This is a genomic window from Dyadobacter jiangsuensis (genome assembly GCF_003014695.1).
Lineage (GTDB): Bacteria > Bacteroidota > Bacteroidia > Cytophagales > Spirosomataceae > Dyadobacter > Dyadobacter jiangsuensis.
In genome coordinates, this window is record NZ_PYAS01000010.1 from 163,592 (window position 1) to 186,624 (window position 23,033).

General features: G+C 51.0%; 18 protein-coding genes. 17 read left to right on the forward strand and 1 reads right to left on the reverse strand.

All coding sequences use genetic code 11. The features are described from left to right. The first annotated feature begins 46 nt into the window (after positions 1 to 46). From CLV60_RS20845 to cobA, 10 genes are all read left to right on the forward strand, one after another. Positions 47 to 2,320, forward strand: a complete 2,274-nt coding sequence (locus tag CLV60_RS20845) for an FAD-dependent oxidoreductase (protein WP_106597314.1) — start codon at positions 47 to 49, stop codon at positions 2,318 to 2,320. A gap of 127 nt (positions 2,321 to 2,447) precedes the next feature. Next, on the forward strand, positions 2,448 to 3,626 hold the full coding sequence (locus tag CLV60_RS20850; RefSeq protein ID WP_229211070.1) for a TSUP family transporter: 1,179 nt from the start codon (positions 2,448 to 2,450) through the stop codon (positions 3,624 to 3,626). Between the two features lie 70 nt (positions 3,627 to 3,696). Beyond that, on the forward strand, positions 3,697 to 4,884 hold the full coding sequence (locus CLV60_RS20855) for a trans-sulfuration enzyme family protein (RefSeq protein WP_106597315.1): 1,188 nt from the start codon (positions 3,697 to 3,699) through the stop codon (positions 4,882 to 4,884). 28 nt (positions 4,885 to 4,912) lie between these two features. Beyond that, positions 4,913 to 5,254, forward strand: coding sequence for a hypothetical protein (locus CLV60_RS20860; protein WP_106597316.1), 342 nt, complete (start codon positions 4,913 to 4,915; stop codon positions 5,252 to 5,254). Further along, a complete protein-coding gene (locus tag CLV60_RS20865; protein WP_106597317.1) occupies positions 5,251 to 5,697 on the forward strand; it encodes a type II toxin-antitoxin system VapC family toxin in 447 nt (148 codons plus the stop codon). Before CLV60_RS20860 ends, CLV60_RS20865 begins: the two co-directional genes overlap by 4 nt. A gap of 8 nt (positions 5,698 to 5,705) precedes the next feature. Further along, entirely contained in the window at positions 5,706 to 6,407 is a 702-nt protein-coding gene (locus CLV60_RS20870) for a phosphoadenylyl-sulfate reductase (RefSeq protein WP_106597318.1), read from the forward strand. Positions 6,408 to 6,526: 119 nt separating this feature from the next. Next, positions 6,527 to 7,480: a sulfate adenylyltransferase subunit CysD gene (gene cysD / locus CLV60_RS20875; RefSeq protein WP_229211071.1), complete on the forward strand. Its 954-nt coding sequence runs from the start codon at positions 6,527 to 6,529 to the stop codon at positions 7,478 to 7,480. Positions 7,481 to 7,567: 87 nt separating this feature from the next. Next, positions 7,568 to 8,812 (forward strand): sulfate adenylyltransferase subunit 1, encoded by a 1,245-nt coding sequence (locus CLV60_RS20880; protein ID WP_106597319.1) that lies wholly within the window; start codon positions 7,568 to 7,570, stop codon positions 8,810 to 8,812. 177 nt (positions 8,813 to 8,989) lie between these two features. After that, the gene (locus tag CLV60_RS20885; RefSeq protein WP_106597320.1) at positions 8,990 to 11,218 is read left to right on the forward strand and encodes a ferredoxin-like domain-containing protein; all 2,229 of its coding nucleotides are present in this window, start codon (positions 8,990 to 8,992) and stop codon (positions 11,216 to 11,218) included. Positions 11,219 to 11,296: 78 nt separating this feature from the next. After that, positions 11,297 to 12,061 (forward strand): uroporphyrinogen-III C-methyltransferase, encoded by a 765-nt coding sequence (gene cobA / locus CLV60_RS20890; RefSeq protein ID WP_106597321.1) that lies wholly within the window; start codon positions 11,297 to 11,299, stop codon positions 12,059 to 12,061. Here the strand turns inward: cobA and CLV60_RS20895 are convergent. After that, complete coding sequence (locus tag CLV60_RS20895; RefSeq protein ID WP_106597322.1) at positions 12,058 to 12,399, reverse strand: hypothetical protein; 342 nt, start codon at positions 12,397 to 12,399, stop codon at positions 12,058 to 12,060. The two genes, cobA and CLV60_RS20895, sit on opposite strands and share 4 nt — an antisense overlap. A gap of 209 nt (positions 12,400 to 12,608) precedes the next feature. Between CLV60_RS20895 and CLV60_RS20900 the strand changes: the two genes are divergently transcribed. The 7 genes from CLV60_RS20900 (at position 12,609) to CLV60_RS20930 (ending at position 22,705) form a co-directional block, all read left to right on the forward strand. Then, positions 12,609 to 13,523, forward strand: a complete 915-nt coding sequence (locus CLV60_RS20900; RefSeq protein ID WP_106597323.1) for a lysophospholipid acyltransferase family protein — start codon at positions 12,609 to 12,611, stop codon at positions 13,521 to 13,523. Continuing rightward, positions 13,516 to 14,505, forward strand: coding sequence for a glycosyltransferase family 9 protein (locus CLV60_RS20905; RefSeq protein WP_106597324.1), 990 nt, complete (start codon positions 13,516 to 13,518; stop codon positions 14,503 to 14,505). The genes CLV60_RS20900 and CLV60_RS20905 overlap by 8 nt, the downstream gene beginning before the upstream one ends. 42 nt (positions 14,506 to 14,547) lie before the next feature. Next, on the forward strand, positions 14,548 to 15,447 hold the full coding sequence (locus CLV60_RS20910; RefSeq protein WP_106597325.1) for a carbon-nitrogen hydrolase: 900 nt from the start codon (positions 14,548 to 14,550) through the stop codon (positions 15,445 to 15,447). A 773-nt stretch (positions 15,448 to 16,220) separates the two neighbouring features. Then, positions 16,221 to 19,376 (forward strand): SusC/RagA family TonB-linked outer membrane protein, encoded by a 3,156-nt coding sequence (locus tag CLV60_RS20915; RefSeq protein ID WP_106597326.1) that lies wholly within the window; start codon positions 16,221 to 16,223, stop codon positions 19,374 to 19,376. 39 nt (positions 19,377 to 19,415) lie between these two features. Continuing rightward, entirely contained in the window at positions 19,416 to 20,894 is a 1,479-nt protein-coding gene (locus CLV60_RS20920) for a SusD/RagB family nutrient-binding outer membrane lipoprotein (RefSeq protein ID WP_106597327.1), read from the forward strand. Between the two features lie 30 nt (positions 20,895 to 20,924). Continuing rightward, positions 20,925 to 21,410: a hypothetical protein gene (locus CLV60_RS20925; protein ID WP_106597328.1), complete on the forward strand. Its 486-nt coding sequence runs from the start codon at positions 20,925 to 20,927 to the stop codon at positions 21,408 to 21,410. A 107-nt stretch (positions 21,411 to 21,517) separates the two neighbouring features. Beyond that, positions 21,518 to 22,705, forward strand: a complete 1,188-nt coding sequence (locus CLV60_RS20930; protein WP_106597329.1) for a pyridoxal phosphate-dependent aminotransferase — start codon at positions 21,518 to 21,520, stop codon at positions 22,703 to 22,705. Positions 22,706 to 23,033 lie beyond the last annotated feature (328 nt).

Sequence of the window (23,033 nt, forward strand, 5' to 3'; positions counted from 1 at the left end):
GGGCCGCGACAGGCCATGCAACCACGACATTTAAAGACCTGACAAGATGATAATCGGAGAATCAACACACAAAAGAGAGCCTAAAACCATTGCATTGGCAGCTGACCTTGTGATTACGGGAGGCGGATTGACCGGCACCTGCGCAGCCATTACCGCGGCAAGGGCCGGGTTGAAAGTAATATTGGTACAGGACCGGCCGGTGCTGGGCGGCAACTGTTCGAGTGAAGTGCGGCTTTGGATACTGGGCGCCACCTCGCACATGGGCAACAACAACCGCTGGGCACGCGAGGGTGGGGTTATCGATGAAATCATGCTCGAAAACGCCTACCGCAACCCGGACGGCAACCCGCTGATCTTCGATACTGTTTTGCTGGAAAAGGTTACCCAGGAAGCAAACATCTCCCTCCTACTGAACACCGCAGTTTACGATCTTGATAAAACACAAAATGGCGACAAGATCGAGGCATTGCATGCATTTTGCAGCCAAAATAGTACCAAATACGCGTTGAGTGCACCGCTATTCTGCGACTCGTCGGGCGATGGGATCGTAGGGTTTCTGGCGGGTGCTGCTTTCCGGATGGGCGCGGAGTCGATGGATGAATTCGGGGAGAAGTTCGCGCCGGACAAAGGGTATGGCGAGCTTTTGGGGCACTCTATGTATTTCTATTCCAAAGACATGGGGCGGCCGGTAAAGTTCGTACCGCCTTCCTTTGCTTTAAAGGATATTACCGAAATCCCGCGTTACAAGACTTTCAACCCCAAAGATTTCGGCTGCCGCTTGTGGTGGCTGGAATATGGTGGCAGGCTGGATACCGTGCACGATACCGAGCAAATCAAATGGGAGCTTTGGAAAGTCGTTTACGGGGCCTGGAATTACATTAAAAACTCCGGCGAGTTTCCGGAGGCAGAGAATATGACGCTCGAATGGGTGGGTACGATACCGGGCAAGCGCGAGAGCCGCCGTTTTGAAGGGGATTACCTGTTGAGGCAGCAGGATGTAGTGGAACAAAAAGCTTTTCACGACACCGTGGCATTCGGCGGTTGGAGCCTCGACCTCCACCCTGCCGACGGCGTCTATTCCGATCAGGCCGGTTGCAATCAGTGGCATAGTAAAGGTGTTTACAGCATTCCCTACCGGTGTTTTTACAGCAAAAACATCGATAACCTGTTCATTGCCGGCCGCATTATCAGCGCTACGCACGTCGCATTCGCGTCTACACGAGTGATGGCCACGAGCGCAACGGGCGGGCAGGCCGTCGCGATTGCCGCAGCAGTTGCCAAAAAGCACAATTGCGCACCGCGAGAAGTCGGGGAAAAGCATTTGGAAGAACTGCAACTAGAATTATGGCGCTCTGGCCAATATTTGCCGCAAACGGCGATTATTGATCCCGAGAACCTGGTCAACAGCGCCCAAATCAGCGCCTCTTCGGCATTGAAACTAACAGCGCTCGCCGGTTCCGACCAATGGAAACGCATCGAACATTCCGTAGCCCAAATGTTGCCAGTCAAAGGCGATATGCCCTGGGTAACCGTTTGGGTGGAGGCCGACAGGGACACGGAGCTGGTTGTGGAACTCCGCAAAAGCAGCAAGCCGTTCAACCACACGCCCGATGTCACTTTGGAAACCAAAAGCTACCGCTTGATAGCCGGAAAACACGAACTGACGCTCGAATGGGGCAGCTATTTCCCCGAGGAATGTTACGCATTTGTGTGCTTCCTGAAAAATGAGCACGTCAAAGTCCAGTACAGCGAGCAGCGCGTGACCGGGCTCGTGACCGTTTTCAACGCGACCAATCCTGCCGTTTCCAATTACGGAAAGCAGGAACCTGCGGACGACCTGGGTGTCGACACCTTCGAGTTCTGGTGCCCGCAGCGCCGGCCGGCCGGGCTGAACCTCGCATTTACATTAAGCAAGCCCATTTCTCTTTTTGGAACGGAAAACCTGAAAAACGGCTGGCACCGCCCGATTGCCGGTCCTAACGCCTGGGTAGCAGCACCGGACGACCGTAATCCCGAACTCCTGCTGCAATGGAGTGAGCATCAAAGCATTTCTGAAATCGACTTCGTATTCGATACCGATTTCGACCACCCGATGGAGAATGTGATTTACGTCCATCCGGAAACCGTGATGCCTTTTTGTACCCAACATATTGAAGTGCTGGACGACGCGGGTAATGTGGTGGGAACAATAAATGACAACCACCTGACGAAGAGAAGTCTGACATTCACCACACCGGTAACGACCCGTTCACTGAAAATCAAGCTGCAAAACGGCCATGCCCATGTGCCGGTATCGCTGATGGAAGTACGCGTTTATTAGCGCGGCTTCCGTTTTTATTCTTTGAAAACTAATAAATTGATCTTAAATTTGCCGTCCTGAAATAGCAAACATTAGTTTGCTATTTTCTTGAAAGTTTACTCTATAATTATAGTATACTACATAGACTTTGAAGGAAGCGGCGGATTTTACACCCTCAACTGAAAACACCGAAAAGAACTGGGAATCGTTACACGTTGCCTATATCGCAAGTGGTGATCCTGAGGAAGATCGGCGTTTGGCTGCGCTTGCACGCGAGCAAGGGAAGGCGGTTTTTCTCCGCGACCTGCCAGAGGAATCCGACGAAATCTTCCAGTCAGCGGCCGTTAGCGCGGAAAATGACGCTCCGACCATTCCGGTTTCCAGAAATAATCCAAAAACGCCCCTTACCTGGGAAACGATTCAGCAAAAGCTTTGGGCAGCTACCCTCCGCAAAAGAAGCCGCACCGAAATCGCGGTTAACATCTTCTCTGCGATCGCGTTGATGGTGATCGGCCATTTGCTTTTCACGTTTTTTACCTACGACCGGCTGACGCTCCTATGGAACGAATTGGAAGTAAGCGAAGGCTTCTTTTATTATGTTCTAGGCGGCTTTGTTGCCCAGATGATCGACGGCGCTTTGGGTATGGCTTATGGCGTAACCGCGTCTACGTTTCTGCTGACGGTGGGTGTACCGCCGTCGGCTGTGAGTGCGAGCGTCCACACTTCGGAGATCTTCACGAGTGGTGTATCGGGTTATATGCACCTGAAATTCGGGAACGTGAACAGCAAATTGTTCAAGAAGATCCTCTTTCCCGGCGTGCTCGGCGCGATTGTCGGTGCCTATGCCCTATCGTCCCTCGAAAAATACATTTACATCATCAAGCCGTTAGTGGCAATTTATACGCTGATCCTGGGAATCCTTATTATACAGAAAGCGTTAAAGAAACGAGTTGAAAAAAGGCCGATCAAGAAAATCGGCTGGCTGGCGATGGCAGGCGGAACGCTGGACTCCATCGGCGGTGGCGGCTGGGGGCCGATTGTTACTTCAACGCTGATTGCGCGTGGAAGGCACCCCAAGTACACCATCGGATCCGTGAACCTGGCGGAGTTCTTCGTATCGCTGGCAAGCTCGGTTACCTTCATCAGCATTATCGGATTTTCACACTGGCAAGTGGTGCTGGGCCTTATCCTTGGTGGTATGGTGTCCGCCCCGATCGCCGCCACACTATCCCGCCGCCTGCCCATCAAAACCATGATGATCATGGTAGGAACGATTGTCATTATCGTGAGTGTGAGGATTATTTATATGGTTTTAAGCAGTTTATAAAACGGAGCAATCCGGGAATCATCTATTATACATTTAAGGGCTAACCAACGACAGCCTACGTTTCCACATCATGAAAAAACAGACCAAAGCGATACGCACCCAGACCAGTAAAACCAAGTATCGCGAGCATTCGACTCCCCTCTTCCTGACCAGCAGCTTCACATTTGAGAGCGCCGAGCAGGGAAAAGCACTTTTTGAGGAAACCGAAGAAGGCAACATTTACAGCCGCTTCTCCAACCCGAGCGTACAGGAGTTTGTGGATAAGGTTTGCATGCTGGAAGGTCTGGAAGACGGCGTGGCAACGGCAACCGGTATGGCGGCCGTATTCGCAAGCATGGCTGCATTGCTGAAAAGCGGCGACCACATCCTGGCTTGTCGTGCATTGTTTGGTTCGGCGCACCAGATTATCACGCAAATATTGCCGAAATGGGGCATTTCCCACACGTACCTGGATGCGGACGCGAGCGAGGCTGAATGGGAAGCGGCAGTACAGCCCAATACCCGCATGATCTACCTCGAAACTCCGTCCAACCCCGGACTCGACCTGGTGGACCTTGAGATGATCGGCCGCATTACCAAGAAACACAATATTATTTTCAACGTAGATAACTGCTTTGCCTCACCCGCATTGCAAACTCCGGCCGATTTCGGTGCCGACCTCGTGCTGCATTCCGCGACGAAGTTCATGGACGGACAAGGCCGCGTGCTGGGAGGTGTGGTTGTAGGTAAAAAAGAATACATCAAGGAGCTGCGCTTTTTCTGTCGCCAGACCGGGCCGTCGATGTCGCCATTCAATGCCTGGGTTTTGAGCAAAAGCCTTGAAACACTGAACCTTAGAATGGAAAAACACGCTTCCAACGCATTGGCACTGGCTACGGCATTGGACAAGCACCCCGACGTAAAATCGGTGAAATATCCATTCCTGGAATCGCATCCGCAATACGAACTCGCAAAACGCCAAATGAGCGCAGGTGGCTCTATCGTCACCATCGATCTGGAAGGTGGTTTCGAACGCGTAGCAGCATTTATGGACGCATTGGAGATCGCATCACTGTCGTCCAACCTGGGCGACACCCGTACGATCGTTACCAACCCGAACACCACGACCCATGCGAAATTGAAGCCGGAGGAGAAAGCTGCATTAGGCATTACCGAAGGTTTAATCCGCATTTCCGTCGGTTTGGAAGACATCGAAGACCTCATCGAGGACTTCACGCACGCCGTGGAAGTGTCGGTGAAAAGTGATATATTGGAGTAGGATTATTCACTTAAATTTAACTATACATATGCACACTGTAACTATTGAAATACCGGAGGGTTTGGACAAAAAGGGGCTCTTGCTATCCTTTGCAGAACAGCTTTATCACAAAGATTTAATTTCTGTGGAGCAGGCTGCAGACCTTGCCGGAATCGAGGTAGAAGAATTTGTTAAAACTGATTTACCAAAAAGCGATGGTGATCATTGGTTGAGCGACGCGAAATCGCACCAAACTATGGAGGAGCTTTTCCAAGCGCAAATCAGAGAACGAGGTTACACCGGAGCTGATAAGAAAAAGGTTGATGCATTGCGCGATAAACTGGACATTCGAGAACCGCTTGAACTCTTGCTCTCGCAGTTGACCAAATGAGGTATGTATTGGATACAAACATCATATTGACCTATTTACGGAAGCATCCTTTTTGGTACAGATTAGAGGAAACTTTCGGTTTTTTCGAAGACGGGAATTACGTAGTGATCCCGTCAATTGTAATAGGCGAATTGAGGTCCCTTGCGATTCAGAATTCATGGGGACCGAACAGAAGAGCTGAGATGGAGGAACTGATTAGCGAATTTGTTCCTTTTTTTCGGCTGGCTGAGGACGCGATCAACCGCTATGCCGAGATCGACGCATTCAGTCAGGGAAGATTACCGGGGCGGCGGCTGGATTGTTCTGCGAGGAATATGGGGAAGAATGACTTGTGGATTGCGGCAGTGGCGAGCACTTTGAATGCGACATTGATTACCACCGACGGCGATTTCGATCACTTGAACAACCGGTTCCTGAATGTTGCCCGATTTGATTTGAAATAATTTACACCATGAACGAAACATTAGCATCTTTAAACGCTGCCATCGAAGGCAAAAGTGAAATCGAATCGCTCTCGATTCTGGCGGATCTTTTTCCTGGTGAAGTCGTATTTTCGACCAGCCTCGGGTATGAGGACCAGGTGATCAGCGACCTCATTTTAAAGAACAATATCAATATCGGCATCTTCACGCTCGATACCGGTCGGCTTTTCGCGGAGACTTACATGACTCTGCAAAAGACCAACAACCGTTACGACACGAAAATAAAGGTGTACTACCCGCAAACTGACGCGGTAGAAAACCTGGTAAGCACCAAAGGGCCGCTGAGCTTCTACGAATCGATCGAAAACCGGAAGGAATGCTGCTTCATTCGCAAAGTGGAGCCGCTGAACCGTGCATTGAAAGGTGCAAAAATATGGGTGACGGGTATCCGGGCAGAACAGTCGGGGAACCGTCATGATATGCCGAGGCTCGAATGGGACGAGGCGCACCAGCTTTTCAAGTTCCACCCGATTTTGCATTGGTCGTTCGAAGAGGTGAAGCAATATGTCAAATCAAACGGAATCCCTTATAACCCATTGCACGACAAAGGCTTCGTAAGCATCGGCTGCGCACCTTGCACGCGAGCGATCCAGGAAGGCGAGGATTTCCGTGCCGGAAGATGGTGGTGGGAAGATGAGTCGAAGAAAGAGTGCGGGTTGCACGCGAAGTAGTGAGATCGGCGGTCAGCGGTCAGTCGTCGGCCGTCAAAAATGACCGCTGACCACCGACGGCCGACCGCCGATTACAGAATGCGTACCCGCTATTAACATTTAAATCAATAACCAAAAATATGTCAATTTCAGTGAACGAGGCCTCCGACATCCAACGGGAGATTAGTGAACGCAGCGCTCCGGATTACCTGGATCAGCTGGAAGCAGAGGCCATTTACATTATGCGTGAAGTAGCCGGCCAGTTTGAGCGCCCTGCCCTGTTGTTTTCAGGAGGTAAGGATTCGATCACATTGGTTCATTTGGCGAAAAAAGCATTCGCACCCGGCAAAATCCCCTTCCCGCTGGTGCACGTCGATACCGGTCACAACTTTATCGAGGCGATCGAGTACCGTGATGAACTGGCTGAGCAGATCAATGCGAAACTGATCGTTCGCTATGTGGAGGATACTATCAAAGCGAAAGGTTTGAAAGAGCAAACCGGCAAGAATGCAAGCCGCAACTGGTTGCAGACTTTCACTTTGCTGGATACCATCGAAGAATTTGAATTTGACGCATGTATAGGCGGCGCACGCCGCGACGAAGAGAAAGCACGCGCGAAAGAGCGTATCTTCTCGTTCCGCGACGAGTTTGGTCAATGGGACCCGAAACGCCAGCGCCCCGAGCTTTGGAATTTGTTCAACGGCCGCATTCAGAAAGGTGAAAACGTACGCGTGTTCCCGATCTCGAACTGGACTGAACTGGATGTTTGGGCTTACCTGAAAAGAGAAGGGATCGCATTGCCTTCGATCTACTTCGCACACGAACGCGAATTGATCCTGCGTGACGGTAAGCTGCTGAACAACACGCCGGTAATCGAACCCGATCCGGAAGATCAGATTGTAACCCGCCAGGTGCGTTTCCGTACCGTGGGCGACATGACCTGTACCGCAGCGGTAGAATCCGCAGCAGCAACCCTGGACGAAGTTATCGCTGAAATCACGATTTCAAGAATCAGCGAACGCGGCGAAACCCGCATCGACGACCAGCAGACTGAGGCGGCGATGGAAGACCGTAAAAAGGGAGGTTATTTCTGATTAAGGGACGAAAGGAGGATGGAGGAATGGGAGGAAGAAGACATTCACTCATTCAATCATTCAGTCATTCAAAATTGAACAAATACAGTGGATTTACTAAGATTTATAACAGCAGGCTCCGTTGATGACGGCAAAAGCACATTGATCGGTCGCTTGCTTTACGATACAAAAAATATCCTGGCCGATCAGATGGAAGCCATCGAGCGCGCCAGCAAGACCCGTAATGCCGGTGAAATCGACCTTGCATTGCTGACTGACGGCCTCCGTTCGGAGCGCGAGCAGGGCATTACCATCGACGTGGCTTACAAATATTTCCAGACGCCGAACCGCAAGTTCATCAGCATCGATGCGCCGGGGCATATCCAGTATACCCGTAACATGGTGACCGGTGCTTCCAATGCGGACCTGGCCATTATCCTTGTTGACGCACGTCATGGTGTGGTAGAACAAACCCGCCGCCACTCGCTGATCGCTTCCATGCTGGGCATCCCGCACGTGATCGTGGCGGTGAACAAAATGGATTTGGTAGGAAACTCCGAGGACGCATTCCTTCAAATTGCCAAAAGCTATAAAGAACTGGCTGAGAAACTTTCTATTAAAGACCTCACCATCATTCCGGTGAGCGCTTTGAATGGCGATAACATCGTCGACCGTTCCGAAAGCATGACCTGGTACACCGGCGAGACATTGCTTTCGGTACTCGAAAACGTGAATGTACTGAAAGACCAGAACCAGGAAGACGGCCGTTTCGCGGTACAATATGTGATCCGCCCTCAGACTGACGAGCTGCACGATTACCGTGGTTATGCCGGTCGTGTGCAAAGCGGCACTTTCAAAAAAGGCGACGCGATCAAGGTATTGCCTTCGGAAAGAGAGTCTAAAATCGCTAAAATCGAATTTGGCGGAAACGAAATACAGGAGGCATCTGTTCTTCAATCTGTAACGATATTGCTTGAAGACGATATCGATATCAGCCGAGGCGATACGATCGTAACCGTAGATAACTCACCGATCGTAAGCCAGGATATCGAAGCGCTGGTGTGCTGGATGGACGACAAGAAGACGCTGAAACCAGGTAACAAATACGTTTTGCAACACGGTACGGCACGTTCACGCTGCTCGATCCGTGACATCGAATACCAGATCGACATCAACTCTTATGAAAAACTGGATGAGGTAGAGGCCCTGAAACTGAACGACGTAGCAAGAATCGTTCTGCGGACAGCCCAGCCCATCGCATACGACCCCTATCAGAAGAACCGCGCAAACGGCGCAGCGATCCTGATCGACGAAACGTCCAATGTGACGGTTGGGGCTTGTATGATCGAGTAATGTTTTGGGCATGACCCTTCGACTCCGCTCAGGGTGACAAGACGTTTGTCAGGCTGAGCGAAGTCGAAGCCAGAGGTGAAAATGATACTAATATGTAACACCTCAACTAGTCATCCCCAACATCACCGCACTATTGAATAAAAATATACTATCCCGATAGACGATTAGAATATCATCATGAGCGATTTAATCATTTCTGACAAAGTATCCGCCGTTGCGAAGCGTGATATCATTGACCTGCAACAAAAGATCGGTGCATTCAACTCCGGCGAAACTCCGGAAGAAGCGTTCCGTAAATTCCGTCTGACACGCGGTGTGTATGGTCAGCGTCAGCCCGGCGTGCAGATGATCCGCATCAAATTGCCTTACGGCCGCATTACAGCTGATCAGCTTGTCCGTATTGCCAATACTTCCGACAAATACGCAACCGGTAACCTGCATGCCACCACGCGCCAGGATATCCAGCTGCACTTTGTAAAACTCTCGGACTCGCCGCAATTGTGGGCCGATCTGGAAGATGCGGGCATTACGCTCAAAGAAGCTTGTGGTAATACCATCCGTAACGTTACGGCGTCGTCTGTCGCGGGTATCGATCCGGATGAGCCGTTCGACGTGACGCCGATCACCCATTCGATCTTCTCTTATTTCCTCCGCAACCCGATCAACCAGGATATGGGCCGGAAGTTCAAAATCGCCGTTTCTTCTTCTGAAAAAGACTCGGCACTGGCATTCATCCACGACGTAGGTCTGATCGCTAAAATGGGTCAGAACGAAGCGGGTGAAACCGTTCGCGGTTTCAAAGTGCTCATCGGTGGCGGCCTTGGTGCACAGCCGTTCTCGGCGCAAACTGCATTTGAATTCCTGGAAGAAGACAAGGTAATTCCATTCATTGAGGCATTGCTTCGCGTATTCGACCGCTACGGCGAGCGCGTGCGTCGGCACAAGGCGCGCATGAAGTTCCTCCTCAACGACCTCGGCCTGGAAGGCATGATGGAAAAAGTGGAAGAAGAGCGCAAAGCAGTTCGCAACAAGATATTCCAGATTCCCGAAGACCTTTTCGGTACGAATGAATACGAGGCGATCAACCACGCGCCGCGCCCTGCATTGTCCGAAGCGGAAATCCTGAAAATCGCTGCCGAAAGTATCGAAGCCGACAAGCTCGACATTTTCACCAAATGGCTGCGTACCAATACATTTGAGCAAAAACAAAAAGGCTGGTATGCCGTGCAGCTGCGCGTGTTGCTGGGCGATATGAGCTCCGATACGGCCCGCAGCCTGGCCGATGTGGTGCGTAAATACGCTGCCGACGACATTCGCGTGACCGTAAACCAGGGCTATATCCTGCGTTTCGTGAAAGGCGAAGACCTCGTAGCGCTTTACCATGAACTCGCGAAACTCGGCCTCGCAGCCCCTGGCTTCGACAGCACCATGGACATCACTACCTGCCCCGGAACCGATACTTGTAACCTCGCGATTTCCAGCAGCTACGGTATCACCCGCGTACTCGAAGATGTCATGCGCGATGAGTTCCCTGAAATGATTTATAATCAGGATATTAAAATCAAAATCAGCGGCTGTATGAACGGTTGCGGCCAGCACAATGCGGCCAATATCGGTTTCCATGGCAGCTCGATCAAGAATGGCAAACTGGTATTGCCGGCATTGCAAGTGCTGCTCGGCGGAGGTTTCTCCGGCGACGGCATCGGTCTGATCGGTGATAAGGTGATCAAAGTCCCTACCAAACGCGGACCGGAAGTTTTGCGCCTGCTTTTCAACGATTATGAGGCAAATGCATTCGATGGGGAGTATTTCAACCAATATTACCTCCGCCAGACAAAAAATTACTTCTTCCAACTCCTGAAACCTCTTGCAGACCTTACTACGGTACAGGACGACGACTACCGCGACTGGGATCACGATGAATTATTCAAAACTGAAATCGGGGTCGGTGAATGTGCTTCCGTGCTGGTTGATCTCGTGGCTACCACCATCATCGAAGGCCAGGAGAAACTGAACCTTGCGAAAGAATCTTTCCAATCGGGCGTTTGGGCGGATGCGATTTACCACGCGTACAACGTGTTCATCACTGGTGCAAAAGGCTTGCTAATGTCGAAAGACGTGACTACCAACACGCAATACGGCATTATCAACGATTTCGAAACGCATTTCGGGCAGGATTTCAAATATGATGTCCCTGCTGAATTCTCCGTGGAGAATCAGGCCGAGACGCCATTCAAAGCATTGGTATTCAGTATTAATAAATTCGAACCAACCGAAACGTTCGCACAATATTTCATCAGCACCTCGGAGCACTTCCTGAACTTCGTTCGCGAAACCCGCGAGGCGCAATTGGTCGAAACCGGAGAGCCTGCATTGCAAGAGCTTTCGTTCGGAAAGGATAGCTAATAAACAGCGGTCGGCGGTCAGCCGTCGGTGGTCGATTCTTGACCGCCGACGGCCGACCGCCGGCAACGCTTACTCACCATGAAACTGACACTGATCGGTGCAGGTCCGGGCGATCCCGACCTGATCACCCTCAAAGGGATCAAGGCCCTGCAAAAAGCGCGGGTCGTTTTATACGATTCCCTTGCACACCCCTCATTACTGGATTACTGCCCGGAAGATTGCGTCAAAATTCTCGTCGGCAAGCGCTTCGGCAAAACCAGCTGCGGCCAGGACGAAATCAACGACCTGATCGTCGAAAAGGCGCGTCAATATGGCGAAGTGGTGCGGCTGAAAGGCGGCGACTCGTTTATATTTGGTCGAGGTTATGAGGAAATCCTCTTCGCAGCTGAGCACGGCATTGAATCGGAAGTAATTCCCGGCATTTCGAGCAGCTACGCAGCACCTGCATTGGCCGGTATTCCACTGACTTCACGCGGCATGAGCGAGAGTTTCTGGGTGATTACCGGTACTACCAAGCAGCACGCGCTTTCGAATGACGTGCGCCTGGCCGCGCAGTCGACTGCGACGGTCGTCATTTTAATGGGCCTGCACAAATTGCAGGAAATCGTCGGCATTTACTCGGAGCTGGGCAAATTCGACGAATCCATTTCCATTATCCAAAACGGCACGCTGGAAAACCAGAAAGTGGTTACGGGCAAAATCGGCAATATCGTACCGCTATCGCAAGTCGCCGAAATGGCGTCGCCTGCGATCATCGTGATCGGGAAAGTAGCGGCATTGCCGGACCTATCTTACGGAAAAGTGCGGGAAATGATGCAGAACTCGCAGTCGGTCGCGGATTAAAGCAGGCCTAGCAGCCAGTCGAGGTTAATGCTGTTTTCGTGCCCTCTGAATTCGACGAAATAGATAATCCCTGCCAGAATCACATAACTGATAAACAGCCACTTCTTCTTCACCTCATACTGGTCGCGGTGGTGGAAATAATCGTACACCATCGAAGCACTGAAGCCGACAATCATCAGCACAAAACAGAGCATACCGCAATCCTGGCGGTAATGCTTGTACACATGCAGCGCGGGAGCGCCCAGCACGAGGTACATCAGCCACATGCCGAAACCGGCACGGTACAGATAGACGCTTAGTCTGCGATCATTCTTGATATCAAATAATCCTTCCAGCATAGCATTAGTTCTACTGTTTGAAAGAGTGAATATAAACAAAACGAAAGTCCGATCCTAAGTTCGCTGGATACTTGTTGTACCGCAACCGCCTAATTTACAATGCTTCTAAGCGCAGGAACCCTGCCGTTCAACGGGTTATTTCAGGTAAAATACAATCAAAGTATTAACTTTGCAGCTTAATTACCGTTTTAGTACAAGATGTTCCTCACATGAAAGCGTTCACCACCCATTTGTTTCTGATACTGCTCAATGCGGTCTCGAAGCTATCCTGGGGAATGCTCTACAAGCTTTCCGACATCTTCCGGTTCCTCATTTTTGATATCGGTCAATACCGAAAAAAGGTCGTATTAAGCAATCTCCGGAATAGTTTCCCTACGTACGACCAACAATCCATTCAGGCGATTGCAGCCAAATTTTACCGCAATTTCACCGATATCATTTTCGAAACGATCAAACTTAAATCCATTTCCAGGGAGGAACTGTTGGACCGGATCGATCTCGACGTTTCTATTCTGGACCACTATTACCAGAAAAACCAAAACCTGGTCGTAGTTGCGGGGCACCTTGGAAACTGGGAAATGTTGAACCTTTTTGGCTCGGCCCGGCTGCGCCACCAGATGGTCGTGGTCTATCACGAACTTCAAAATGATGCATTTGAAGATTGGTTTAAAAATGTAAGGACCCGATTCGGGACCGAAATGGTAACAATGAAGGAAGCCATTTCCAAGGCCATGCAACCACGCGACAGGCCATTTATATTCATACTCATCAACGACCAATCGCCTGTACCGGAAAAGGCGTTCTGGACCAAATTCCTGAACCAGGACACTGGTGTGTTTCGTGGCGTAGAACTGATCGCACGGCGGCTTAATTCTCCGGTGCTATATATGGCTATCTTAAAGAATGAAGCAAAAAGAGGATTTTATAGGGGGTATTTCAAACTGATCACCGAATCACCGAAACAGGCACCCAACAATAGCATTTTACAGGCGCAGATTGGCTTTCTGGAACAGGACATTATTCGTCAACCAGACAACTGGCTCTGGTCGCATAAGCGCTGGAAACACAAAAAGCCGGAAAATCTGCCGCAATCACAGTTACTTCAGGAAATCCCAAGTGAATAAACCGGTCAAATTCCTCATTCTGCGCTTTTCCTCCATTGGCGATATCGTGCTCACGACGCCCGTGGTGCGCTGCCTGAAAAAGCAGATGCCGGAAGCCGAAATCCACTATTTCACCAAAAGCAAGTTCGAATTCCTGCTGCGGGATAATCCATACATCGACAAAGTATGGCTGCTTGAAAAAGGCAATGCCAAGGAATTGCTGGCGTTGCTCAAAGAGGAAAAGTTCGACTACATCATCGATCTCCACCGCAACATTCGCACGCTCCGCATTAAATGGACGCTCGGCGCGCCGGCATTCAGTTTCGAGAAATTGAATGTGCAGAAGTGGCTCATGACGCAGTTCAAGATCAACTACCTGCCGCCGGTGCACATTGTGGACAGATGTTTGGATACCTTAAAAACATTCGATATCCAAAACGACGGCGAGGGACTGGACTATTTCATTCCTTATAAAGATCAAGTCGAACCGGAATCACTCCCAGAGACGCACCGCAAAAGCTACGTAGCCTACGCGATCGGCGGGCAGCATTTCACCAAGAAAATGCCAGCTCCGCGCATGATCGAGCTTTGCCGGAAGATCAGCCATCCCGTCATTTTGTTGGGAGGGCCCGAGGATTTTGAAGCCGGTGAGGAAATCCGCAATGCATTAGGCGACGCGCAGATTTTGAATGCCTGCGGGAAATACAATTTTAACCAATCGGCTTCCTTAGTGCAAAAGGCATCGATCGTGTTCACGCACGACACCGGGCTAATGCACGTAGCCGCTGCATTTAGGAAGAAAGTGTATTCGATCTGGGGCAATACCATTCCGGAATTCGGGATGTACCCCTACCGCACCGCATTTGAAAAACTGGAAGTGAAAGGCCTTGGCTGCCGCCCATGCTCCAAGATCGGTTACAGCAAATGTCCGAAAGGTCATTTCAAATGCATGAACGATATTTCGTTCGATTTTCCGATACCAGAACTACCACAGTCAAATTAGTGTTGCATTTCCGTCCGATATTCATCCACACAAACATCCAAAATGGCAAAAAAAGTAAACATTGGTCTGGTGCAAATGAGCTGCACTTCGGACGTTGATGCTAACTTTCAGAAGGCTACCGAGAAAATCCGCGAAGCTGCGCAAAAAGGCGCGAATATTATCTGTCTGCAAGAGCTGTTCAAATCGCTCTACTTCTGCGACGTAGAAGACCATGCCAATTTCAGCCTCGCCGAGGCCATTCCCGGCCCGTCGACCGAGTCGCTGAGCGCATTGGCAAAAGAACTGGGCGTGGTGATCATCGCCTCGCTGTTCGAAAAACGTGCGCATGGCTTGTACCATAATACTACCGCCGTGCTCGACGCCGACGGTGCTTACCTGGGCAAATACCGCAAAATGCACATTCCCGACGATCCGGGTTACTACGAAAAGTTTTATTTCACGCCCGGCGACGCGCCGGTAACCGAACAGGATACCGATGGCTACCGGATTTTCAATACCAAATTTGCCAAAATCGGCGTACTCATTTGCTGGGACCAGTGGTATCCCGAGGCTGCGCGCATTACCAGCCTCATGGGCGCGGAGATCCTCTTCTACCCTACCGCCATCGGCTGGGATGTGAATGAGAAAGATCCTATTATCAATGAAGAGCAATATGGCGCGTGGCAAACCGTGCAGCGCGGACATGCCGTCGCGAACGGCGTATATGTGGTGTCCGTAAACCGCGTGGGCCGCGAAGCCGATCAACAGTTCTGGGGCGGTTCGTTCATTGCCAATCCGCAGGGGCGGCTGCTTTACCTCGCTCCGCATGAGGGAGAGGTGACGCATGTGGAAGAACTGGATCTCGAAAAACTCGACTTTTACCGCACGACATGGCCGTTCTTACGCGACCGCCGGGTGGACTCCTACCGCCCTATTTTAAAGCGGTTTATCGACCAGCCATAAAGTAGAAATATAACTATTTTAATATACCTTAAAAGGGCGCCTTTTCACCGGGGCGCTCTTTTTTGTTGCTTCAACTTCCCGCAGGGCTGGAAGCCACGAAAAGTCGCTAGTAACTCAATGTTACAATTTTATAAGAATCAAATTTGAGTAAACGCCTATATTTTAGACAATTACGACCACAAAATCAGGCCACTAATCTACAAATTCGATAGGAAGCGCTAAAAATCAGATTAGTAAAATTTATTATCAAATTATTACAATAATAGTCTGTATTGATTTTAAATGACCAATTTTTATTGCAAAAAACTTCAATTTTTAAATTTAATCTCTTGCATTATTTGACATTGTCAGTATATTTGAAAAGTCATTAAACGAATGACAGAACTTCTAAACCGAGGATATATTCCAGCCGCACATGAATATATCTGACCGTGTTGAGAGGGGCTTGCTGAAAGCCGGATGAGCCGAAACACGGACGCCGGGCAAGTTACGCTCCAACACAATATAATTTTTTTAATACAGGTTTCTTGACACCGTGGACAAACACCGCTTGTCGACGTCTGGCTTTTTTATGGCCTCGCTGAAACGATCTGACCTGTTTGTCCTCGATTAAAGAGGGTATTGCTTTCCGGAAAAGCAGTGTTGCAAGCTTATGGCTGTGTTGTTCTGTCCACGTGAAAGTGTGTGCGGCGCACGGAAATGTGGACGCCTCACAGCCATAACTTTTTTCTCCTCCTACTACTACCACCTAACAATTTTAACCCCTGATTCCCATGCGTAAAGTTCTACTCTTATTTATATGGGTTTGTCTGTGTTCCCCGGTGGCTTTCGCACAAGTGCGCCAGCTCACCGGAAAGGTAACAGCGGCCGAAGATGGTCTCGGACTTGCAGGCGCGTCAATCATTTATAAAGGCACCAATGTGGGTACTAATGCCGATGCTGACGGTAATTTCAGCTTTTCGGTTCCGGGTGACGGCGTGCTCGTCATCTCATATGTGGGTTTCCTGATCAAAGAAATGCCGATCGGCAACCAATCCAAATTTGACATCAAGCTGGACGCCGACACGCGGCAGCTCGCCGAGGTGGTCGTCACCGCATTCGGTATCGAGCGTGAGAAAAAGGCGTTGGGATATACGGTACAGGAAGTAAAAGGAAGTGCATTGACCGAATCACGTTCAACGAACGTAGCGAATGCGCTTTCCGGCAAAATAGCGGGCGTCCGCGTCCAATCGAACGGCGGGCCCGGCAGCGGCTCCACAATCCAGATCCGCGGATCTTCGTCGGTTTCAGGCAACAACCAGCCATTGATCGTCATCGACGGCGTACCGATGGAGCAAACCGCGAACAAAACCTGGGGAGGCGGTATTTCGGAGATCAACCCCGACAATATCAAGGAAATGTCCGTACTGAAAGGCCCTAACGCAGCCGCATTGTACGGCTCCCGCGCAGCCAACGGCGTTATCCTCATCACTACTAAAAACGGCCAGGGTACGAAAGGGCTCGGTGTGGATATCAACTCCAACATCAGTTTCGAGCGCCCATGGATCAAACCTAACTTCCAGAACACCTATGGCGGCGGTAACGGTTACCGCACCTGGTATAACGACGGATGGAGTGGCAACATCACCGATCCGGCAGAAATTGCGCAATACCGCGCCGTTTACGACGCAAGATATCCGCTCGTGGGATCAGAAGGGACTGATGAAAGCTGGGGAGCTCCGATGGACGGGCGCCTGGTGAGACAGTGGTGGACTGGTGACGATGTTGCACCACTGACTCCTCAGCCCAACAACTGGGACGAGTACTGGAACACCGGTCGCACGACTACCAATAGCATCGCGCTCAACGGCGGTAACGACAAGGGTTACTTCCGCCTTGGCCTGAGCCGTGTGGATCAGACAGGGATTATGTACTACAATGATTTCCACCGGAACAACTTCCGCATTAACTCGGGCTACAACCTGACCAAAAATTTGAGCATTACGCTGTCGGGTGAGTACATCAAATCGGGTTCCGACAACAAGAGCTACGGCAGCGGGCAAGAATTCATCTGGTCGCACCGCCACGTATCATGGGCGCAGCTGCGTGACTACGAGAGCTACATCGACGTGCACAACCAGCGCGGCAACGACACCGACCCGCCTAACTGGCAGCATACGTTCTTTACCAACCCGTACTTCTCTCAAAAGAAGCTTCCGCAAAGCAACGAGAAGGACCGTTTACTGGGCAACATCGCATTGAATTACAAGATATTGCCTTCACTGAGCATTATGCTCCGTAGCGGGACCGACTACTGGACCGACACGCGGATTAACGTATCCAACTTCCTGCGCGTCCGCAATGGCGTACGTACACCTGGCCGCTTCTCCGAAGAAGTATTGCGCAGCCAGGAAACCAACTCGGATTTCATGCTGACTTACAACAAGAATATCAATGCGGATTTCGGGTTGAATGTGCAGGTGGGTGGTATTAAACGCACCAATTATTATAAAAGAAATTATTTCTATGTAGGCGAAATGGTGGTGGATGGCCTCTACAACGCCGGCAACTCGGTACCAAGCCAGAACACCATCGAATCGGAGATCAAAAAGTCGGAGACACAGAGTTTGTTCGGAACGGCTAACCTATCGTGGAGAGATGCGTTATTCCTTGACCTGACGGCCCGCAACGACTGGTCGAGTACGCTGCCGGCGAATGCGCGTTCGTACTTCTACCCTTCCGCTTCATTGAGCGCGGTACTGACAGAGCTTTTCGATGTAAAAAGCAATGTATTCACCTTTGGAAAGGTTCGGGCAAGCTACGCACAAGTGGGTAACGACGCTACGCCTTACCAGCTGGCCCAAACTTACCTGGCCAAAGGCTCATGGAACGGCGCGGTGCCCAAGTTCTCTGAAAACATTGAAATCGCGAACAGCGGCCTGAAACCGGAAATCACAACCGGCCTCGAACTCGGTGCTGATTTGCGGTTCCTGAAAGGCAAAATCGGCCTGGATGTAACTTACTACAACCAGACTACCAAAGATCAGATCCTCGGTGTGGAAATTTCCAAAGCGAGCGGTTACAACACCCGCATCCTGAATGCAGGTAAAATCACCAACAAAGGGATTGAAATCTCGATCTCGGGAACGCCGGTGAAACTGCCCGGAGGTTTCAGCTGGGATGTTTCACTCAACTGGGCCCGCAACCGCAACAAGGTGGTTGAACTCGCGGAAGGTCTCACCACCTACACGCTTGCCACACAGCGCGGTATGTCGTCGGAAGCACGCGTAGGCCAGCCTTACGGTACATTCTACGGCGTAGGTTTCCAGAAGTACAACGGACAGGTCGTTTACGGCGCGAATGGCTTGCCGCTGACGGCCGCCGGACAAAAACTGGGCAATATCCAACCCGACTGGATCGGCGGTATGCTCAACACCTTCAACTACAAAGGCTGGTCGCTGAGCGCATTGGTGGACGTTCGCATGGGTGGCGACATTTATGACGAAGGTACCGGAACTGCCCGCTGGACAGGCCAGTATGCGGAAACCGCCCTGGGCCGCGAGGAAGGTGTGATCGGACAAGGCGTGCGTGAGGTAACCGCTGCGGATGGTTCGAAGTCCTATGTTCCCAACGACATTATCGTCACTGCCAACCAGCTTTATGGCTATTCCAACCCACGTAACTACCACGAGTCGGCGATTTTCGATGCGAGCTATGTGAAACTGCGCGAACTGACGCTCGGCTACACGTTCAGCCCATCACTTTTGAAAAAGGTAAAAATCCAGTCGGCCAAGATCTCGCTCGTGGGCCGGAACGTATGGATGATCTTCAAAAACACCCCGCATATCGATCCGGAGATCGACGCGAAAGGTGGCAATGCCCAGGGATTCGGTTATGGCGAGCTGCCCAGCTCCCGCAGCATCGGTGCTAACCTCTCGCTGTCGTTCTGATCCCCTCCAAACTATTTGAAGACCTAAAAGCATTACGAGATGAAAAGCATTTTGACCCATAAAAACATCTGGATGACCGCCCTGGCAGGTGCTATGAGCATCACCAGCTGCACCAAGGATTTCGACAGCATGAACGTCAGCCCGAACAGCCCGACGGCGATCGGCCCGCAATACCTGCTCCCTACCGGTATCGAAACGTCGGTCGACCGCTACTGGGGCCACCGCGACCGCTTCGAGCGCATCAATATCGATGCTGCTGAATTGTATGTTCAGCATTTGACCCGCAACATTTACAGCAACGAAGGCGACGATTACACGGTTTCGCCCGCATTGCTGGCCAACAACTGGAAGGGCTTTTTCAACGACGGCCTGCTCAACTTCCAGCGGATCATTAACCAAACCAATGCTGAATCTGCTTCACCTAACGCTAATTATGAGGGAGTTGCACTGGTGATGCGCACCTGGGTATTCTCCCTCCTTACAGACATGTACGGCTCGATCCCGTACAGCGACGCCATCAAGGGCACGGCTGCTGAGCCAAACTACACGCCTAAGTATGATTCGATGGAAACCATTTATGCCGGTTTGCTGAACGACCTGAAAACGGCTAACGAAAAGCTGTCGGTAAGCGGTCCGGCGATTGCGGGAGATATTCTGTACGCCGGTGATATTTTGAAATGGAAGAAATTTGCCAACTCGCTCCGTCTGCGCCTCGCCAACCGCCAGGCTGCCAAGAAACCGGCGGAATCGAAAGCGATTTTCGCGGAAATACTTGGCGATGCGGCTAAATTCCCAATCTTCACCAGTAATGCCGACAATGCCTCGCTGAAATGCACCACTGTTCTCCCGAGCAACAACGAATGGAACCAGATCCTGATCCAGGGCGGTCGCACCGACTGGAACATCAGCAAGACGCTGGCCGACAAGATGAATGCATTGGGTGACACCCGCATTGCGGTGTATGCTAATCCAAACAAGGACGGTCTCTACCAGGGCCACCCCAACGGCCTCCCCGATGCGATCGCTACCGGCTACCTCGCCACCAGCTCGACCATCGGAAAAGCATTCACCGACGCTGCTGCGCCGGAAGTAATCATGACCTACGCCGATCTGAACTTCATCCTCGCGGAGGCGGCCATCGACGGTGACATTACGGGCGATGCGAAGAAGTATTTCGAGGAAGGTATTACCGCATCATTCGGCCAATACGGCTTGACGCCTCCCGCCGGCTACATGACCAAGGCCGGCCCCGTGAGCAAGGAAAAAATCCTCGAACAGAAATGGATCTCGCTCTTCGGACAAGGTGTGGAAGCATGGATCGAATGGCGCAGAACCGGCTTTCCGGTGTTCCCCGCACCCGACCCACGCGCGGTGCTGAACAATGGCGGCGTACTCCCTACACGCTTCAACTACCCGGCATCCGAGTATTCGCTCAATGCGACGTCGGTAGGCGACGGTGTGAAGCTCAACGGTGGTGCCGACGACATGAAAACCAAACTGTGGTGGGCTGAGAAATAACGGTTTATTCCCAATTCCAAGACTTTGAAGATGATGAAAAATATCAAATCGCTTTTCCCTTCCGCGCTGGTCATGCTGGCTGTTACGTTTGGTTTTGTGTCATGCAAAGAAGAGGATCCTTTCCTCGACCGCGACGTGGCCCCGGTACTCGTGGACATTGTAGGTGCCCCGTTCGGTGCGCCCATTGCCAGTGAGCCCACTGTAACCTACTCGGCCACCGCCGAAAAACTCACGCTTTCGGCCAGGCTGCTGGAACTCGACAAGACCAACATTCTCGACCATACCAAAGGCATCGACTCGATCCCGGTTCCTAACCTGGCGATCAAGATCACCTTGCGCACAGGTGCCGTCCTGGGCGAGGTTACTTCTGATGCACAAGGGTTGGTTAAACTCGAAAAAACCTGGGCCGACCTGGGCGTAGCCGCACCGAAAGCGGGCAGCATTACCAAAATCTCCTGGTCGGGCAGCCACAAGGGAATCGCATTTACGCGATTCTCGCAAGTACAGGCTAACTAATTGAAAAACAAGCAATATACACTTCGCAGTTGACCTACTGATTTTGTAACTTGAATTAAGATTTTTACTCCTAAATATTAATCGTCACGTACTTAAACAATTGAACAATGAACCAAAAAATTGACCGTCGTAACCTGTTAAAATCCGGTTTAATGGCATTGGGCGGCATCGCCGTAGCACCACACCTTACTGCCGGCGCATTTGAGAATACTCCATTGTCGCTGGATCCTGAAAACCGCATTTACCGCAGCCCAATGGTGAGAGAACACTTCTTGCCGAATGACTTCAAGGCGCCAAAGATCGTTGCCAAACTAAGTGCGAACGAAAACCCTTACGGACCACCGATGTCGGCCCAGAAAGCGGTGGCGGAATCCGTAAAGAATGGTAACCGCTATGCGTGGAAAGAGATGTATGACCTGGTAGATAAGATCGCCAAGAAAGAAGGCGTTACTTCCGACTACATCATGATGGGTCCCGGCTCTTCCGATCTGCTCGAAAAAGTAGCGCTGGTTACCTTTATGAAAGGCGGCAACATCGTATCGGCCGACCCTTGCTATATGTCGCTCGTGAGCGTGGCGAAATCGGTGGGCGCTACCTGGAAGCCCGTTACGTGCACAGCCGACTGGTCACACGACCTGAAAGCGATGGAAGCGGCGATCGACAAGGATACCAAACTCGTCTATATCTGTAACCCCAACAACCCGACCGGCGCCATCACCAAAGGCCAGGACCTGCTCGACTTCTGCTCGCGCGTGTCCGAAAAAGTACCGGTGTTTGTGGACGAAGCTTACATTGAGCTCGCCGTAGGTGCCGATACCCAAAGCATGGTTTCACTTCTAGCGCAGAAGAAAAACGTGATCATCGCGCGTACCTTCTCGAAAATCATGGGTATGGCCGGTATTCGCGTGGGTTACATTGCAGCACAGCCTGAATTCCTCGCCAGCATCAACAAAATCACCCGCGGCGGAATGGGCATTTCTTACACGTCGATCTTCGCGGCATCCGCCAGCCTCGATGACAAAGATTTCCAGGGCAACACCCGCAAGCTGAACCACGAGGCTAAAACATACCTCTACGAAAACCTCGACAAGATGGGTTACAAATACATCCCGTCATACACCAACTTCGTGCTCTTCCCGATCTCCATTTCGGGTAAGGAGCTGCTCACCAAGATGACCGCCAAAGGCATCGCCGTACGCTCGTTCGACGTCGCCGGCAAGCCGTGGTGCCGTGTGAGCATCGGTACGATGGATGAAATGAAGGCGTTCGTGGGCGCGTTGGGCGCGCTGAGCTGAGGTGGCGTGATGTTACGTCAAATGTTTGTCAGGTGTGGTCATTTGTAGTCAAGTGTGGGTCAGGTATTGTCATGTGTGGTCATTGATTGTCAGATATAGTCAAGAATAGTCAATTATTGAGAGGAGAAAAAACAGCCTCTAATGACTATTCCTGACAATACTTAACCATTTCCGACCACAAATGACCACTACCTGACTACAAATGGCAACACGTGACAATACCTGACCCACACCTGACAATACCTGACCACCACCTGACCAAGAAGTTACCAGATTTTCACTCCTGTTACAATACCTCGTTACAACACTCCGCGAAAGCGACACTCCT

Coding starts and splice junctions, on each gene's coding strand:
- CLV60_RS20900 (WP_106597323.1), top strand. CDS start 12,609: ATGAAAGCGTTCACCACCCATTTGTTTCTGATACTGCTCAATGCGGTC.
- CLV60_RS20925 (WP_106597328.1), top strand. CDS start 20,925: ATGATGAAAAATATCAAATCGCTTTTCCCTTCCGCGCTGGTCATGCTG.
- cobA (WP_106597321.1), top strand. CDS start 11,297: ATGAAACTGACACTGATCGGTGCAGGTCCGGGCGATCCCGACCTGATC.
- CLV60_RS20845 (WP_106597314.1), top strand. CDS start 47: ATGATAATCGGAGAATCAACACACAAAAGAGAGCCTAAAACCATTGCA.
- CLV60_RS20915 (WP_106597326.1), top strand. CDS start 16,221: ATGCGTAAAGTTCTACTCTTATTTATATGGGTTTGTCTGTGTTCCCCG.
- cysD (WP_229211071.1), top strand. CDS start 6,527: ATGTCAATTTCAGTGAACGAGGCCTCCGACATCCAACGGGAGATTAGT.
- CLV60_RS20885 (WP_106597320.1), top strand. CDS start 8,990: ATGAGCGATTTAATCATTTCTGACAAAGTATCCGCCGTTGCGAAGCGT.
- CLV60_RS20895 (WP_106597322.1), bottom strand. CDS start 12,399: ATGCTGGAAGGATTATTTGATATCAAGAATGATCGCAGACTAAGCGTC.
- CLV60_RS20870 (WP_106597318.1), top strand. CDS start 5,706: ATGAACGAAACATTAGCATCTTTAAACGCTGCCATCGAAGGCAAAAGT.
- CLV60_RS20865 (WP_106597317.1), top strand. CDS start 5,251: ATGAGGTATGTATTGGATACAAACATCATATTGACCTATTTACGGAAG.
- CLV60_RS20855 (WP_106597315.1), top strand. CDS start 3,697: ATGAAAAAACAGACCAAAGCGATACGCACCCAGACCAGTAAAACCAAG.
- CLV60_RS20860 (WP_106597316.1), top strand. CDS start 4,913: ATGCACACTGTAACTATTGAAATACCGGAGGGTTTGGACAAAAAGGGG.
- CLV60_RS20930 (WP_106597329.1), top strand. CDS start 21,518: ATGAACCAAAAAATTGACCGTCGTAACCTGTTAAAATCCGGTTTAATG.
- CLV60_RS20910 (WP_106597325.1), top strand. CDS start 14,548: ATGGCAAAAAAAGTAAACATTGGTCTGGTGCAAATGAGCTGCACTTCG.
- CLV60_RS20920 (WP_106597327.1), top strand. CDS start 19,416: ATGAAAAGCATTTTGACCCATAAAAACATCTGGATGACCGCCCTGGCA.